Here is a 17,035-nt window from a genome sequence, read left to right on the forward strand (position 1 = left end):
GATATTCGCTTGTACTAAGGCGATAATTGAATGATCGTCTGAAATTTGATAGTTAATAATCGGATTGATATTGTATTTGCTGAAAAAAGTTGTAACCTCACTATTCGGTTGCTTAGAAATGTAGTAGGGGTATGAATAGACTCATTTATTCATTAGGTAAAAATAGTCCGTTCTATTAGTGAGCGAAACTGGCTTTACTATTGTTGTCCTTCACCAGTTGATAGGCCATGATAGCAACTTCAAGCGCAAGGCGATTCGATGGTGCCATAAAATCTTCTCCTAGAAGTGTTTCCAACTTATCAAGCCGGTGGTACAGCGTTTGTCTAACTATAAACAGGCGGTCGGCGGTATCTTTTTTTGATCCGTTGCATTCAAGATAGACGCGGAGCGTTTCAAAAAGTTTGCTATCCATCTTCTGATCGTAGTTGAATATTACTGACAAGTAATCCTGGACGTATGTTTCAAGGTGGTCACTATTTTTTAAGAGAAGGAGAAGTCTATAAATGCCTAGTTTTTCATAGAAGTTTGTTTCCGCTATCTTAGATTCGTGTAGCGCAAGAACTTTCTTAGCTTCTTGAAAGCCCTTATTTATATCTGCAAAATCTTTGTAAACCATGCTTACTCCGAATGTACACTTGGTCCCATCAATGAAATTAGTGTCTTTCATTTCAACGACATGTTGGATAACTTGTAAAAAACGAGAGGTCTCATTTTTTAGGTGATCGGCGGCGATGAATGAAGCGATGATTGCAACCTTGTTTTTGCTGGATGAAACCGCGGGGAAAAAACCCATTCTTTTAAAAAGGGATCGGATCATCATCGACCTTTGTAGTTTGATTTCTTCCCAGTCTTCTTCGCCGTGGTTTGTTTCCTGTACATCCATCTGTAGTATAAAGATTCTAAAATGCAAATTACGACTCGCAGAGGGTAAATAACTTTGCAAATTCTCCTGTTCAAAATCCCTGCCGTTCAATAAATTTCGGACGAATTCATCTTCGTTATGCTGTTTCCGTTCTTCAATCGTGCGGTTACGCAACAAAATTTGTGCAACGGCAAGCGCAGCACGGTCCAATAGTAGGAAGGTAAATTCATCTGAGGTTGGTTGTTTCACTTGTAGGCACAGATAGCCCCAGGTTTGTCCAAGTCCCTTGACTGGAATGAGCGCAAATGTTTGTTCATCAAGTGTGAAAAATCTCTGTTCGGTACTGGTCGATGTGGAATTTACTAGATAATCCCGAATGGCTGTGTCCAAATCTTTAATTTCAGATGGGTAATAATATGGTTTTCCATCATCGGTGATGAATAGGACACTCTGCTGGAAAAATTGGTGCAGCTCTTGCAGGATTTTTAAAATGCCGTTAGGCGTAAGGGATAGAGCATTGAATTTCCTGGACAGCGTATCGAGTTGTGAAAGCATCTGATAGTGTTGATTGATAATAAATGTATGGAGATCCTGAGTGATATCAACAAATTTTACTGTATTCTCAAATACGATGATTGGAAAAGAGTGCTTGTTTGCCAGTTTGATAAGCTCAGACGGAATTTCCTTGAGGTAAGTTCCCAGCTCTATACAAATACACGCGACGTCTTTTTCTATGAGCTTCTTTACATACTTAAGTTGGGTAGGTAAATCGAGCTGTAGGCCACCTCCTGTTGTAAGAATCATTTCACTACCGTTTATTAATGACTCGAATTCATTTGCTTCCAGTACATGCGACCATTTCACTTGTCGCTCCAATCCAGCTTCTCCAGCAACGACTTTCGCACATTTGAACGAATCACGGGATAGAATATCGCCGACTGTCAATTTCAATTCATTCATCTAAAAAATGCCCCCCATAACGTTAAAATAGTAAGCTTATGATTTTACAATGTGTATAGTGACAATAGTCCAAAAAGTTTGTAAAGTATAATATGAAGTCTAACGAAAATAAGATTAACTAGCAAGACAAATAGAATTGGAGGAATAAAAATGACAATCACAGCAGTAGAGAAGAAAACGCTTACAAATTTCATCAATGGACAATGGGTAAAATCAACGACAGATAAATATGAAGAGGTACCGAATCCGGCGACGGGAGAAATCCTTGCGGAAGTTCCCATATCTACGCTTGAAGATTTAAATCTAGCGGTAGAGGCAGCGAAAACAGCATTTGCAAAATGGAAAAAGGTTGCTGTGCCACAACGCTCAAGAATCTTATTTAAATATCAGCAATTGCTAATAGAGAACTGGGACGCACTTGCAAGAATTATTACGATTGAAAACGGAAAAAACTATGCTGAAGCTTATGGTGAAGTGCTGCGCGGCATTGAGTGTGTCGAGTTTGCGGCAGGTGCGCCTACATTAATGATGGGTTATCAGCTTCCTGATATTGCAACGAACGTTGAATCGGGCATGTACCGCTATCCGATTGGGGTCATTGGAGGGATTACACCATTCAACTTTCCGATGATGGTGCCGTGCTGGATGTTCCCACTAGCCATTGCGAGCGGGAATACGTTTATCCTTAAGCCATCTGAGCGGACGCCACTCCTGGCAAACCGTCTTGGGGAATTGCTGCATGAAGCAGGTCTGCCGGATGGTGTATTCAATATCGTACACGGCGCACATGACGTCGTGAACGGTATTCTAAATCACCCAGATATTCCGGCAGTATCGTTTGTAGGTTCACAGCCAGTTGCTGAATACGTCTACAAAACGGGAACGTCGAATGGCAAACGTGTTCAAGCGTTAGCGGGCGCGAAAAACCATACAATCGTCATGCCGGATGCGGATATGGATGCGACGGTAACCAATATTATTAATGCCGCGTTTGGATCCGCAGGGGAGAGATGCATGGCTTGTGCTGTGGTTGTTGCAGTCGGCGATGTTGCGGATGAATTAGTCGGAAGATTAGTAGATGAATCTAATAAAATGACAATTGGTAATGGCTTGGAAGAAGGGATATTCCTTGGGCCGGTCATTAGGGATTCACATAAAAACAAGACACTTGATTACATCGAGTCAGGCGTTGAAGAGGGCGCGAAACTGTTACGTGATGGCCGCGATGATAAGTCCACTTCTGAAGGCGGTTACTTCGTCGGACCGACGATTTTCGACAATGTGACAACAGAAATGAAAATTTGGAAAGAAGAGATTTTTGCTCCTGTATTGTCAGTTGTTCGAGTGGATACATTAGAGGAAGCGATCGAGCTTGCAAATAAGTCGGATTTTGCAAACGGAGCTTGTTTGTTCACAGACAGCGCGAAAGCGATTCGCCAGTTCAGAGAAGAAATCGATGCGGGGATGCTTGGCATTAACCTTGGCGTTCCAGCTCCAATGGCATTCTTCCCGTTCTCTGGTTACAAGAAGTCGTTTTACGGTGATCTTCACGCGAATGGCCGTGATGGAATCGAATTTTACACACGGAAGAAAATGTTGACAGCACGCCACTAATCGTAACGGGGTCGTTCAAAATAGGGGATAAATGCTGAGGTTCTGCTGATGTAGGCTTCAGCTATAAAAAGGGAGTGGGGCAATTGACAACAGCTAAAGAAACGACAAAGTCATTAGTTCAAAAAGACCGTGAAAATGTGTGGCATCACATTTCCGCTTATAATGAAAAAAATCCGCCGATGATCGTAGAAAGTGGAGAAGGAGCATGGATCACAGATCATAACGGTGATCGTTATCTAGATGGAATGTCCGGGCTTTGGGCCGTGAATGTTGGGTATGGGCGTGAGGAACTTGCACAAGCCGCATATGAACAGCTGAAAAAACTGGCGTATGTACCGATGACGCAAAGTCACGAACCGGCAATTTTACTTGCTGAAAAGTTAAGTGAAATGCTTGGCGGCGATTATAAGATTTTTTATTCCAATAGTGGTTCTGATGCGAATGAAGTAGCATTTAAACTTGCGCGTCAATATCACCAACAGAATGGAGAACCGTCCCGTTTCAAATTCATCTCCCGTTACCGGGCCTACCATGGAAGTTCGATGGGTGCAATGGCAGCAACAGGGCAGGCATTACGGAAATACAAGTATGAACCGCTTGCGCCAGGATTCTTACATGTGGCGCCGCCAGATAATTATCGCAGACCAGCGGGGCAATCTATCGAAGAATATAATATTCAACGCGCCCAGGAGTTTGAAGAGAAAATTATTTGGGAGCAGAAAGAGACGATTGCTGGGATTATTATGGAGCCACTTATTACAGGAGGCGGCATCTTAATTCCACACCCAATCTATCTTGAAAAAGTTCAAGAAATCTGTAACCGTCACGGAGTCTTGCTTATTGTTGACGAAGTGATTTGCGGATTCGGTCGGACTGGGAAAGCGTTTGGCCATCAGCACTTTAATTTGAAGCCAGATATTATTACGATGGCGAAAGGACTAACGAGTGCTTACCTGCCACTATCTGTAACTGCAATCAGAAAAGATATCTACGAAAAATTTGATACAGGCGAAGAAAACAGTCATTTCCGTCATGTGAATACATTTGGTGGAAATCCTGCTGCTTGTGCAGTCGCATTAAAGAACCTAGAAATTATGGAAAGAGAAAATCTTTTTGATCGATCCGCTGAACTTGGTGAGCGACTGCTAAAAGAGCTAGCTAGCTTGAAAGACCATCCATTCGTTGGCGATATTCGTGGCCTCGGCTTCCTTCTTGGAATTGAGCTTGTTGAAGACAAAGAGACGAAAGAGCCTGCATCCAATGCCCGTGTCGCGAAAATTATCGGGGATTGCAAGGCAAATGGGCTTATCATTGGTAGAAATGGCGATACCGTCGCAGGCTTTAATAATATCCTGGCGCTGAGCCCGCCGTTGTCTTGTACCGATGAAGATTTTGATTTCATTGTTGCAGTTATGAAGAAAGTATTTAAGGAAAACGAAGCTTGATATAAGTAAATCAATTACGCCTCGGCGTAATTGCGTCCAGATTTTGAATCGAGCTTGCTCGATTGACTCCTTTCAAAATCTGTGACATCCGCCGGAGGCTTTATCTTTGTTCAGCGGGCGTTTGGACACCCGCTGAACAGGAAAACAAAACCGTATTATTCTCCCACCTATATAGGTGAGAGTCTTCTGCTGAATAAAGATAAGTTGGACATATGAATATAGCGTAGGCGAGCTTTACTCCGATATTACTGGAGTTAAGGCTCGCTATTTTTTTGATGTTGATTATGCGAACCCTAGACTGTGTACTGATTAATCTAGCGTAGGAGTCTTAAATGGGGAGGTTTCCTCTAGTGCAGCAGTCAAATATGTTGATTGGAGTAGGTGTTGTAAGGGAACTACATTCAATTTTGGACAAAATGTATAGTCAATGTGGCTTTGATTTTACAAAACGTAAAGCAGAAGTCGAAATTTCTATTAATATACTGATAAGGAAAAGCGGAATTCAGTTTAGCAATTTTAAATGCTCGAAAGGAATCGTGTTATCAATTTTTAAAAACGAAAACAGGGGGTTAATTAAATTATGAACAAGCTAGATCGTGTTGTAGGCGAAAATAAATCGGTGGACAAGCTATATCATTTTATTGGCGGGGTGAAATCGGAAGGGGCATCTGAACGTTATGGACCTATTTATAACCCGTCCACAGGAGAAAAAACTGCTGACTGCCCTTACGCAACAGCGATAGATGTGAACCAAGCCGTAGAGGCCGCAGATAAAGCTTTTAACACATGGAGGAAAACCCCCGTTGCAAAAAAGGTAGAAGTACTGTTCAACTTCCGGACGTTACTAATAGATGCAACTGATGAACTTGCTAGAACGATTGGGCGTGAAAACGGTAAAACAATTTCGGATGCAAAAGGAGAAATTAGCCGTGCAATTGAAGCGGTCGATTTTGCAATTAATGCACCGCATCTATTAAAAGGCGAGCATTCAACTGATGTAGGCGGAAACATTAACTCCTTCTCCATTAAACAGCCGCTTGGCGTTGTCACATGTATTTCACCCTTCAATTTCCCGGTAATGGTACCGGTTGCGATGACAACAATGGCACTTGTATGCGGAAACTCTGTTGTATTAAAACCATCTGAGCGCGTACCAAATTCTGCACTGTTCATATCGGAGCTTTGGGAAAAGGCTGGGCTTCCTGCTGGGGTATGGAGTGTGGTGAATGGTGATAAGGAAGCGGTGGATGCGTTAATCACACATCCAAAAGTGATGGCAGTCAGTTTCGTCGGTTCCACAAAAGTGGCGGAATATATTTATGAGGAAGCCAGTCGACATCATAAACGGGTAGCCGCATTCGGTGGTGGGAAAAACCATATGATCATCATGCCTGATGCTGATATCGATTTTGCAGTTGACTCTTTCCTTGGGGCTGCGTATGGAGCGGCTTCTCAGCGTTGTATGGCCCTGTCTGTCGCGATGCCAGTTGGTAAAAAGACGGCCGACATATTTGTCGAGAAGTTAATAAAGAAAGTAGAAGAGTTGAGAGTGGGTTCGTATGACGATGAACAAGCCGACTTTGGGCCGGTCATCACACAACAATCCAAAGAAGCAGTACTCAAATCGATTGAAGACAGCTTACTAGAAGGAGCAAAACTCTGTGTAGATGGCCGTAATCCCGACACAGGCCTAAATAGCAATGGGTACTATTTAGGCGCGACTTTATTGGACAACGTTACACCGGATATGGAGGTTTATCGGCAGGAAGTGTTTGGACCGGCAAGGATAGTAGTTCGTGTAAACAATCTGGGTGAAGCGATTGATTTGGTAAACGGCCATGAATTTGGAAATGGAGTCACGATCTTTACGCAGAATGGTCCTGCAGCCCGCGAATTCACGGAGAAGGTCGAAGTCGGCATGGTAGGTGTCAATGTACCAATTCCGATTCCAGTAGGCTATCACAACTTTGGAGGCTGGAAGCGTTCAAAATTTGGTGAAAGTCATATGTTCGGACCGGATACTGTTCGTTTCTTCACGAAAATTAAAACGGTGTCAGAAAGATGGCCAGAAACTACAGATATCAAAAAAGGTGTTGCATTCGATTTTCCAAGTAATCGGAATTGATTTGTTACTACTATTGATGGAGAAAGAGGGATTAGAAAATGACAAAAGTGATAAAGGATACATCGTCATTAGTTGAAAAGGATCGTCAAAATATATGGCATCACATTTCCGCCTACAATGAAAAGAATCCTCCGATGATCGTTGAAAGCGGAAAAGGGGCTTGGATCACCGATCATAAAGGTAATCGTTACTTGGATGGAATGTCTGGACTCTGGTGTGTGAACGTCGGATACGGGCGTGAGGAACTCGCGAAAGCTGCGTATGAACAGATGAAAAAACTGGCCTATGCACCTATGACCCAAAGCCATGAACCTGCCATTGAGCTTGCTGAAAAGTTGAATGAAATGCTAGGCGGAGATTATGTATTTTTTTATTCGAATAGCGGATCTGATGCCAACGAAGTGGCATTCAAGCTTGCACGCCAATACCATCAACAAAATGGGGAACCGTCACGCTACAAATTCATCTCACGTTACCGGGCTTACCATGGTAGTTCTATGGGTGCGCTCTCAGCCACTGGTCAAGCTCTACGGAAATATAAATATGAACAGCTCGTTCCAGGGTTTCTGCATATTGCACCACCTGATAATTACCGCAGGCCGGCAAATCAATCAGTTGAAGAATATAACATACAACGTGCGCTAGAGTTTGAAGAAAAAGTTATTTGGGAGCAGAAAGAAACAATTGCCGGGATTATTATGGAGCCTCTTATTACTGGTGGCGGAGTCTTGATCCCACATCCGATTTACTTGGAAAAAGTTCAAGAAATCTGTAATCGCCACGGTGTCCTTCTAATCATTGATGAGGTTATCTGTGGATTCGGACGAACCGGGAAAGCATTTGGCCATCAGCACTTTAACGTAAAGCCGGACATCATTACGATGGCGAAAGGGCTGACAAGCGCCTACTTACCGTTATCAGTTACAGCTGTGCGAAAAGATATTTACGAAAAGTTTGACACAGGTGAAGAGAATAGCCACTTCCGTCATATCAATACTTTTGGAGGGAATCCTGCAGCTTGTGCCGTGGCATTGAAGAATCTCGAAATTATTGAGAACGAAAGCCTTATTGCACGATCTGCCGAGCTTGGTGAACGTCTTCAAAAAGAGTTGGCAAGCCTAAAGCAGCACACGTTTGTTGGTGATATCCGCGGCCTCGGCTTCCTCTTAGGAATTGAACTAGTTGAAGACAAGATAACGAAAGAACCTGCTTCCAATGCACGTGTCGCCAAAATTATCGGGGAATGCAAGGCAAATGGACTTATTATCGGAAGAAATGGAGATACGGTAGCTGGTTTTAATAATATTTTAGCACTCAGTCCGCCATTGTCCTGCACTGACGAAGATGTAGATTTCATTATTGCTGTTGTAAAGAAAGTGTTTAAAGAAAACGAATGATACAAATGGGTAGAGGTGTGTATTCGCCTCTGTTTCCTAATTGTTGGAAAATCCTTAGTTTTTAGATGTTTTCTTTTTAAAAACTGTAGAAACCTGTTTCTCGCTACGGTTTTTCATCCGACGGAAGTTCTCGATATGTTTCCAAATTGCGATGCCGAATAATAATACTGCCGCTATAATGGGCCCGTATCCTTCTGCCCAAACTGCCATCGCGATGAGCGTCACGTACAGCATCAGCACGCCAAACACGAGAAAGTCTGTTACTAGCGCCACGATGACAAATAATGCAAAACCAACGAGTCCAACCTTCCAGTCGATGGCGAGCAGCACGCCAATAATCGTGGCGGTTCCTTTGCCGCCGTTGAACTTCATATAAAACGGGAAGTTGTGCCCAATCACGGTTGCAGTACCCGCGAGGAATAATAGTAAAGCTACAATTTCTCCTGGAAGTCCTGCATTCTCTGCGAAATATCTCACAAATAGGACAGCTACTGCACCTTTACCGATATCGATTGCAGCAACCAGTGCGCCGAATTTTTTCCCGAGAACGATTGTGGCATTCGAAGCACCGGCATTTTTCACCCCGGTTTCTTTTAGGTTAACGCCCGAAATTATCTGTGCGACAACCGATCCATGTAAGCAACCGATGGCATATCCCGAAACTAGTACACTTGTAATCCATAACCACATAACCATTCCTCCAAAACATTGGTAAATTAATTGTAACATTAGAGGTAAACGCAAGGTTCAGAAAAATTATTTAATAATCTCTTGACTTTGTCTCGCGCTATCTACTATACTATGTCACAAGATGGAAAACTGAATGATACAAACTCTTATCAAGAGCGGCGGAGGGAATAGGCCCTGCGATGCCCGGCAACCGACAAGCGACCAGCTTGTAAAGGTGCTACTTCCTACAGATCGGTTCGATGGATCTGAAAGATAAGGGGAGGAAAAAGCGAAAGCGTAACCCTCTTCTTAAGCGAAGGGGGTTATTTTTTATTTCCAAAATACCCCAGCGTCTCCGCAGATCACAATCAATTCCATCTAAAAAACTTTGGAGGTAATGACTTTGACAAAACTTAAACCCGAAACACTTCTTCTACATGGTGGACAAAAACCCGATCCTGTAACAGGTTCTCGTGCAGTTCCAATTCATAGAACTTCATCATTCGTATTTCGTGATACAGAACATGCTCAAAAATTGTTTGGACTGCAAGAAGCAGGCAACATCTATACGCGTATTACAAATCCAACCGTTGCTGTTTTTGAAGAACGTATTGCACTTCTTGAAGGAGGAACGGCGGCAGTTGCGTTATCTTCAGGAATGGCGGCTATTGCATTTTCAATCTTAAATGTCGCAGGCGCAGGTGATGAAATTGTCGCGGCAAGCAATTTGTATGGTGGTACGTATAATTTATTTGCCAATACGCTTCCGCGTTACGGCATCAATGTAAAATTTGTCGATGTAACGGATCCTGAAAACTTCCGCGCAGCGATTACAGATAAAACAAAAGCTTTATTTGCAGAAACAATTGGTAATCCAAGTTTACATGTGCTTGATATTGAAGCGGTTGCGGACATTGCACATGAAAACGGTCTACCACTTCTTATAGACAGTACATTTGCATCTCCATACGGTTCAAATCCAATCGAATTTGGTGCAGATGTCGTGATCCACTCTGCAACGAAATGGATTGGCGGACATGGTACAACAATCGGTGGAGTTGCTGTTGATGCGGGTACGTTTGATTGGACACAAGGACGGTTCCCAGGCTTTACTGAGCCGGATGAATCTTACCATGGCCTTCGTTATGGAATTGACACTGCAGGCGCGGCGTTTGCCACTAAGCTACGTGTGCAATTGTTGCGAGACTTTGGACCTTGCCTGGATCCGGATAGTGCCTTTAACTTCTTACAAGGACTTGAAACATTGCATCTGCGTGTGACAAGACATAATGAAAATGCTATCAAAGTGGCAGAATTCTTGAAACAGCATCCATCTGTTGAATGGGTAACGTATACTGGGAACGAAGATCACCCATCATATGACCTTGCGAAAAAGTACTTGAAAAACGGCTTCGGCTCCATTATCGTTTTCGGTATCAAAGGCGGGCGTGAGGCTGGTCGAAACGTAATTGACAACGTTAAAATCTGGTCGCACGTAGCTAACGTTGGCGATGCAAAATCCTTGATCATCCATCCTGCTTCAACGACGCACCAGCAGCTTGGCCCTGAAGATTTGAAAAAGTCAGGCGTTACCGAGGAACTAATTAGACTATCGGTCGGTCTTGAATCAGCAGAAGACATTATTGCAGATTTAGCGCAGGCTATTGAAGCAGCAGTAGCTGTAACAGTATAATTTTTGGAAGAAGGATGGCTATGACAATCCTCTTAGTTTGTTACGCCCTATAGCCATTTAAGAGAATTTGAAAAATGGGGACTTGTTATTAAGCAGTCCATGGAGGTGGCGAAATGCCGTCAATCAAGGTTGCTCTACTCGGCTTCGGCACTGTAGGTGAAGGGATTTACAGAATTTTGAATGAAAGAAAGAATGAGATTAAGCAACAAACAGGCTGTGAAATCGATATAGTTGCCATCCTTGTTCGCGATATAGCGAAAGTACGTCTAGCAACACCCGGGATAAAAGTGACGGGAGACATCCAGGACATACTGATGAACCCGGACATTGATTTCATCTTTGAGGCAATTGTTGGTGAGGAACCTGCTTATACGTATCTTTCAGATGCAATCGAAAAGGGCAAAAACATTATAACGGCAAATAAGAAAATGTTCGCGACACATGGTCCGGCATTATTGAAGCATGCGGAATTCCGGGGCGTTCAGGTCGGTTATGAAGCAACTACAGCGGGTGGAGTACCAATTATCCGTACAGTGAAAAACTTGTTACCTGCTGATCGAGTACGACGAATCAGAGGGATTTTAAATGGAACCTCAAATTTCATTTTGACAAAGATGCGGGAAGAGAAAGTTCCATTTGACACTGCACTTTTTGAAGCACAAGAGCTCGGTTATGCAGAAGCAGATCCGACTGACGATGTTAGTGGTAAAGATGCTTTTCGAAAACTGATGATTTTAAGTGCACTGTCATTTGGTACCCAGCCTGATTGGCGTGACATTCCGATAGTTGGAATCGATGGAGTTAAAACTGAAGATGTTGCGGAAGCATTAAAGGGGAAACTTCGTTATCGGCATATCGCGGAGATTTCAATCGATGAAAAGGGTGTCTTGCGAGGAAGTGTGGGTCCGGTACTAATTGGTACTGACAATCCGTTATATGGAGTCGACGGTGTTGATAATGCAATTATTGTTGAAACTGATTATCTAGGGTCCCTTACTCTTGTAGGCCCGGGAGCAGGCATGTATCCGACAGCGAGCGCATTGATCGGAGACTTCTTATATATGGTTGGACAACGTGAAAAGGTTCTTATCAAAAGTTAAGAAAAAGGCGATTCCATCTCAGGAATCGCCTTTCTTAACATTATTTCAAATTCATCAACTTTAATTCAGCTTTTAACGCTTTGAGCAACGCGACAACCATTAGCAGCATGACGAAAGAAAATGGCAGCGCAGCAATGATAATCGTATTTTGCAGTGCGGTGAGGCCGTTGACAGAAAGCAAAATCAGCGCAATTGTCGACTGGATAACACCCCAAATGAGCTTCACATTATTCGGCGGAGTCAACGAACCATTCGTTGATTGCATGCCAAGGACAAATGTCGCTGAATCCGCTGAGGTAACGAAGAAAGATACAATCAACAAAATTGCGAAGACTGATATGATGAACGACATAGGCATAACATTGAACATTTCAAAGATAGTTAGTTCTGTACTAGAAGCCGTCAAGTCGACAAGTCCTTTTTTCTGGATATCAATCGCTGTCGTACCAAATGCTGAGAACCAGAATGTAACCAGTAATGTAGGTGCAGCAAGCACGCCAATCATGAACTCCCTAATTGTTCGGCCTTTTGAAACGCGGGCGATGAACATACTGACAAACGGTGCCCAAGAAATCCACCATGCCCAGTAGAATATTGTCCAATCATCAAGCCATTTCCGGTCGGTAGAGTCCAATGGAGCTGTACCGAAACTCATTTGGATAAGGTTTGCAAAGTAACCGCCAAACGAATCAGTGAACATATTAAAAATGAGTAATGTTGGTCCGAGAACGACGATAAATCCAAGCAGTGCAAGGGTAAGAACAAGGTTTGTATTCGACAAGTATTTGATGCCCTTACTTAATCCAGACCATGCGGATGCAACGAACAGAACCGTTATGAATGCGATGATGACAAACTGTGAAAAGATATTAATTTCAATATCAAATAAATAGTTTAGGCCTGCATTAATTTGAACAGCGCCGAAGCCGAGTGATGTAGCGACACCGAATGCTGTTGCGAAAACGGCGAGTACATCGACGAGAGTACCCCATGGTCCAACCATTTTTTTACCGAATATCGGCTTCAATGTTGCTGAAATTAATCCCGGCTCCCCTTTACGGAACTGGAAGAAGGCTAACGATAGCGCAATGATCCCGTACATGGCCCATATATGAATCCCCCAGTGGAAGAAAGACTGACGTAAGGATTCTTTGAAAGCTTCATCCGTATTTGGATCTTCCGAGGCTGGACTGATAGCAAAGTGTGATAATGGTTCAGCGGCACCGTAAAAGACAAGGCCGATTCCCATTCCGGCGGAAAACAGCATGGCAATCCAAGTGACTGTAGAGAACTGCGGGCGATCCGTGTCTTTTCCAAGCCGTATTTTACCGAATGGACTAACGATGAAAAAGAAACTGAGCGCTAACATGAATGACATGAGCAGCATATAGTACCAACCGAATGACGACGCAACAAAGTTTCTGGCATTCGTTGTGACGGCTTCAAAACTTTCGGGTGCGAATGCACCATATCCAACGGTCAATATGATAAGACCAATTGTGATATAAAAAACGTTTGATATTTTCTTCATACTTCCCCCTCGTGTTACTGGTAATGTAGAAACAGTTTTTAACTATACTAGCAAAATGTAATGAAAGCAACTGTGCGGTTAAATAAGTATTCCCGTTAATAAGCCTTTCCATTCGTGTTCAGGGACAATGCGGAGTACTCTATTTAAATGAAAACAGCTGAAAATCCATAGATTTTCAGCCGGTTTCTCAATCTTCATCTTTAATGTCGCGATCGGGTGGAATGGGTTCGTTACGCCATTCGTCAATTTGGTGTTTTAATGTTTCGAGTTGTTCTAAATAAAGACCAAACTGATCTTTGTTCACTAGAAATTGTTCGCCGTCATGGACAGAACGAATCCGTCCTTCTCTTACATACTTCTGAATTTGTTCGACGGGCATGCTAAGATATTCTGCAGTTTCTTGAATGGAGATATACATCTAAGCCCTCCTTGGAAAATTCAGTTGAAGACAAAGTGGCGGGTGCTGTTTCGGTTAAATCAATTTCTTGAAGTTTAGCCGTTTATTCAAAGCCATCATAATCGGAATTCCAATTGCCATGACAACAAATTCACCGATTGCAACTGTTAACCATGTAAGTAGGAAAGGGAGCTCTAATGCTAGGTTTAACTCGAAAGCAATGATGAACATGGTAAAGGTGAAAACTAGTGTGTTGAAGACCATTCGCTTGAAAACTCCAGATATGAATTTAGCGGAAAATATCGTGATTGAAAGAGCTATAATTGATTGACTCACGCCGAAAAATAGATCATACATGCCAAGTGGAGAAAACAAGTTTGTGACGAATACTCCGAGCACAATACCAAAGAAGAACTTCTTATTAAACACTATAAGATGGTTGAACAGCTCGGAGATACGAAATTGGATTGCTGAATAAGCCAGTGGTGCTATTAATAGAGATACGGCTACATATAAAGCGGCAATGATCCCGCTTATGGCCATTGTTTTTATTTTCATTACTTATTTCCTCCTAGTTTTTTAGCGTGGGATGGTTACGAACCACGTGTGAACAATTAGTGATTATAGTACATAGTTACTAGTCGTGTCAAGTGAACTTGAAATGTTGGAACTCTCGAATTATATGGTATCTTCTATATATAAAGGGAAAAGGAGCAGTGGAATCATGTCGCAGCGAATTGCCTACACAGTCGTGTTGTTAGGTGCAATACTATGGGGAACAACGGGCACTGCACAAACGTTCCTCCCGCAAACCATCCATCCATTGACAGTTGGTGCATCACGGCTTGCGGTGGGTGGTTTTTCATTGCTGATTCTATTACTAATCATGCGTAAAATTGATTTCCGGAATTGGCCGTGGAAAGCTACGATTTACGCGGCTATTTCAATGGCCATTTTCCAGTATCTATTCTTTTCTTCTGTTAGATTAACCGGTGTCGCGATAGGGACGGTCGTTACCATCGGCAGTTCGCCTGTTTTTTCTGGAATCATCGAATGGTTCTTGTTAAAACGCCGTCCGACATTTATTTGGATTACAGCTACCGCTCTTGCGATTGCAGGGTGTGCACTGCTATTTTTAAATAAAGACGGTATCGTTGTTAATCCGGTAGGTGTTTCGATGTCGCTTGGTGCAGGGCTATTGTTTGCCTTTTACGCACTTGTAAATAAAGAAGTACTTGAAAAAGTGGATGCTGTACCTGCAGTTGCAGTCATCTTTTCCATTAGTGCAATGATGCTGATGCCATTTTTGCTTTTATTCGAAACGGAAAGTCTGATTTCCGCTCGGGGAATATCTGTGGTACTGTATCTTGGAATAATTACGACAAGTGTAGCGTACATCCTATTTTCAACCGGATTAAAAAGAATTCCATCGTCATCTGCCGTTACCCTATCACTTGCTGAACCGCTTACTGCAGCTGTTTTGAGTGTTATTGTGGTTGGTGAGCATCTCGACGTAACGTCTTGGACGGGCATTGCTATGTTGCTAGGCGGAATCCTCGTATTGACGCTCAGTGGTAGAAAAGTGAAGAAGTCTAGCTTGATAAATGAATAAACCCCTGGTATCCCTATCGGTATTTGGGAGGCCAGGGGTTTTTTGCCGATATATATGTTGAACAAATGAATACGGGAGGCCATTGAAAAAGTCACGAAACAAGTGAGTGAATTAGAATTTCTGCTAATACCGCTTCTGCGCTTTGTGGATGCCTCCCGCGATAAGCCGGAAAGGAGACCACTTTCAGTCTTATTGCTCCGGCTACCACGAAGTCGCGCCTTCGCTGGATGATCTATCTTAGAAAGCACATTTCATTGTCAGGGATAAGACCTGCAGCTCGCAGTGTGTCTTTCTTCAATGAAGTTAGTATCAAATAGTAATCACATCATAATCTCATTCTATATATCTCAAAATCACTTTCAATAATGGAACACTCCAGCGCAAGCGCGACAAGGGGTAGCCGAAGCCGTGAGACTGGATGCGAAGCGCTGATCCAGGCTCAGGGCCAGAGGCATCCCCAAAGCGCCAAGCGATCTAAAATGTACACTCTGAACTGAAACGCCATCATTAATGAACACTCCAGCGCAGGCGCGGTAAAGGGGTAGCCGAAGCCCTGAGACTGGATGCGAAGCGTTAATCCAGGCTCATGGCGAGAGGCATCCCCAAAGCGCCAAGCGGTCTATAATCCACACCCCGAATCACAACTCTCTCATTAAATAGATTCAACGGGATTCTTTAATTGAACATATATAATCTGTTCTTAAGACTTTCTTCATAATTACAGTTGGTGAATGTTAAGATTTGGCGGGTACAATTGGTATCATAGAGAAAAGCGAGGTGCGGAAGATGGCGAAATTCACAGTGCTTGTAGCGGATGACGATCAGGACATCCGTAACGGGATTGAAATATATTTGAAAAATGAAGGTTATGAGGTACTGAAGGCGGCGGACGGTATAGAGGCGCTTGAGCTACTGGAGTCGAATGATGTCCATCTTCTTATTCTCGATATTATGATGCCAAATATGGATGGTATTACTGCGACATTCAAAATTCGGGAAGCGCGCAATATCCCGATTATTATGCTGAGTGCGAAGGTGGAAGACTCTGATAAAATCCATGGACTATCCGTTGGCGCAGATGATTATGTGACGAAACCTTTCCATCCGATGGAGTTGATGGCTCGTGTGAAGTCGCAATTACGTCGCTATATCCAATTTGGGACATACGATGGTCAGAAAAAAGTAGAAATCGACGGGTTAGTTCTGGATGAAGAAGCAAAGGAAATCACTATTGATGGTGGCGTGGTAAAACTGACACCAATTGAATACAAAATTACAGAGTTGCTGATGAAGAATGCGGGGCGTGTATTTTCTATCAACGAAATCTACGAACGCGTTTGGAATGAAGCAGCGTACAATGCTGAAAATATCGTTGCGGTACATATACGTAAAATACGCGAAAAAATCGAAGCAGATCCGAAAAATCCGAGATATGTAAAGGTGGTGTGGGGCATTGGTTACAAAATCGAAAAATGACTGGGCTGTAGTTTGGTCAATCATCGCGATTGTCATTGCCGCTTTGAGTATCGGTTACTGTTTCTCCCACATCATTGACCTGGTCGGAAATGGAATGGAACGTTCCAGTAGGGCGATTGCTTACTTCACCCGGATAGTGAAAGGAAATGTGTGA

At 43.0% G+C, this 17,035-nt stretch carries 14 protein-coding genes and 2 riboswitches; of the genes, 9 read left to right on the forward strand and 5 right to left on the reverse strand.

Translation table 11 applies throughout. The features are described 5' to 3' along the window. Positions 1–175: 175 nt before the first annotated feature. Positions 176–1,822, reverse strand: a complete 1,647-nt coding sequence (locus tag AC1TO4_RS15210; RefSeq protein WP_482106035.1) for a PucR family transcriptional regulator ligand-binding domain-containing protein — start codon at positions 1,820–1,822, stop codon at positions 176–178. 150 nt (positions 1,823–1,972) lie between these two features. Here AC1TO4_RS15210 and AC1TO4_RS15215 point away from each other — a divergent pair, with 150 nt between their 5' ends. The 4 genes from AC1TO4_RS15215 to AC1TO4_RS15230 all read left to right on the forward strand — a co-directional run bounded on the left by AC1TO4_RS15215 (position 1,973) and on the right by AC1TO4_RS15230 (position 8,403). After that, positions 1,973–3,436 carry a CoA-acylating methylmalonate-semialdehyde dehydrogenase gene (locus tag AC1TO4_RS15215; protein WP_482101298.1) on the forward strand — a complete coding sequence of 488 codons (1,464 nt, stop codon included), beginning with the start codon at positions 1,973–1,975 and terminating at the stop codon, positions 3,434–3,436. Between the two features lie 83 nt (positions 3,437–3,519). Then, positions 3,520–4,881, forward strand: coding sequence for an aminotransferase (locus tag AC1TO4_RS15220; protein ID WP_482101297.1), 1,362 nt, complete (start codon positions 3,520–3,522; stop codon positions 4,879–4,881). Positions 4,882–5,461: 580 nt separating this feature from the next. Next, positions 5,462–7,006, forward strand: a complete 1,545-nt coding sequence (locus AC1TO4_RS15225) for a CoA-acylating methylmalonate-semialdehyde dehydrogenase (protein WP_482106036.1) — start codon at positions 5,462–5,464, stop codon at positions 7,004–7,006. 38 nt (positions 7,007–7,044) lie between these two features. Further along, entirely contained in the window at positions 7,045–8,403 is a 1,359-nt protein-coding gene (locus AC1TO4_RS15230; protein WP_482106037.1) for an aminotransferase, read from the forward strand. 54 nt (positions 8,404–8,457) lie between these two features. On the opposite strand, the gene AC1TO4_RS15235 is transcribed toward AC1TO4_RS15230, so the two are convergent. Beyond that, positions 8,458–9,093, reverse strand: a complete 636-nt coding sequence (locus tag AC1TO4_RS15235) for a glycerol-3-phosphate acyltransferase (protein ID WP_482101294.1) — start codon at positions 9,091–9,093, stop codon at positions 8,458–8,460. A 143-nt stretch (positions 9,094–9,236) separates the two neighbouring features. Then, positions 9,237–9,352: riboswitch (SAM riboswitch) on the forward strand. Positions 9,353–9,475: 123 nt separating this feature from the next. Here AC1TO4_RS15235 and AC1TO4_RS15240 point away from each other — a divergent pair. Next, positions 9,476–10,765: an O-acetylhomoserine aminocarboxypropyltransferase/cysteine synthase family protein gene (locus tag AC1TO4_RS15240; RefSeq protein WP_482101293.1), complete on the forward strand. Its 1,290-nt coding sequence runs from the start codon at positions 9,476–9,478 to the stop codon at positions 10,763–10,765. A gap of 113 nt (positions 10,766–10,878) precedes the next feature. Continuing rightward, complete coding sequence (locus tag AC1TO4_RS15245) at positions 10,879–11,865, forward strand: homoserine dehydrogenase (protein ID WP_482106038.1); 987 nt, start codon at positions 10,879–10,881, stop codon at positions 11,863–11,865. A 40-nt stretch (positions 11,866–11,905) separates the two neighbouring features. On the opposite strand, the gene AC1TO4_RS15250 is transcribed toward AC1TO4_RS15245, so the two are convergent. The 3 genes from AC1TO4_RS15250 to AC1TO4_RS15260 all read right to left on the reverse strand — a co-directional run bounded on the left by AC1TO4_RS15250 (position 11,906) and on the right by AC1TO4_RS15260 (position 14,351). After that, the gene (locus tag AC1TO4_RS15250; RefSeq protein WP_482101291.1) at positions 11,906–13,396 is read right to left on the reverse strand and encodes a BCCT family transporter; all 1,491 of its coding nucleotides are present in this window, start codon (positions 13,394–13,396) and stop codon (positions 11,906–11,908) included. Positions 13,397–13,583: 187 nt separating this feature from the next. Next, a complete protein-coding gene (locus AC1TO4_RS15255; protein WP_482106039.1) occupies positions 13,584–13,814 on the reverse strand; it encodes an excisionase family DNA-binding protein in 231 nt (76 codons plus the stop codon). Between the two features lie 54 nt (positions 13,815–13,868). Beyond that, positions 13,869–14,351, reverse strand: coding sequence for a QueT transporter family protein (locus tag AC1TO4_RS15260; protein WP_482106040.1), 483 nt, complete (start codon positions 14,349–14,351; stop codon positions 13,869–13,871). Between the two features lie 7 nt (positions 14,352–14,358). Further along, a riboswitch (PreQ1 riboswitch) is annotated at positions 14,359–14,403 on the reverse strand. Positions 14,404–14,517: 114 nt separating this feature from the next. On the opposite strand from AC1TO4_RS15260, the gene AC1TO4_RS15265 reads away from it, so the two are divergent. The 3 genes from AC1TO4_RS15265 (at position 14,518) to AC1TO4_RS15275 (ending at position 17,035) form a co-directional block, all read left to right on the forward strand. Then, the gene (locus AC1TO4_RS15265) at positions 14,518–15,405 is read left to right on the forward strand and encodes a DMT family transporter (RefSeq protein WP_482106041.1); all 888 of its coding nucleotides are present in this window, start codon (positions 14,518–14,520) and stop codon (positions 15,403–15,405) included. A 786-nt stretch (positions 15,406–16,191) separates the two neighbouring features. Continuing rightward, positions 16,192–16,881 carry a response regulator transcription factor gene (locus AC1TO4_RS15270; protein WP_482106042.1) on the forward strand — a complete coding sequence of 230 codons (690 nt, stop codon included), beginning with the start codon at positions 16,192–16,194 and terminating at the stop codon, positions 16,879–16,881. Further along, entirely contained in the window at positions 16,859–17,035 is a 177-nt protein-coding gene (locus AC1TO4_RS15275; protein WP_482101286.1) for a hypothetical protein, read from the forward strand. Before AC1TO4_RS15270 ends, AC1TO4_RS15275 begins: the two co-directional genes overlap by 23 nt.

Source organism: Sporosarcina sp. Y838, from assembly GCF_056786515.1.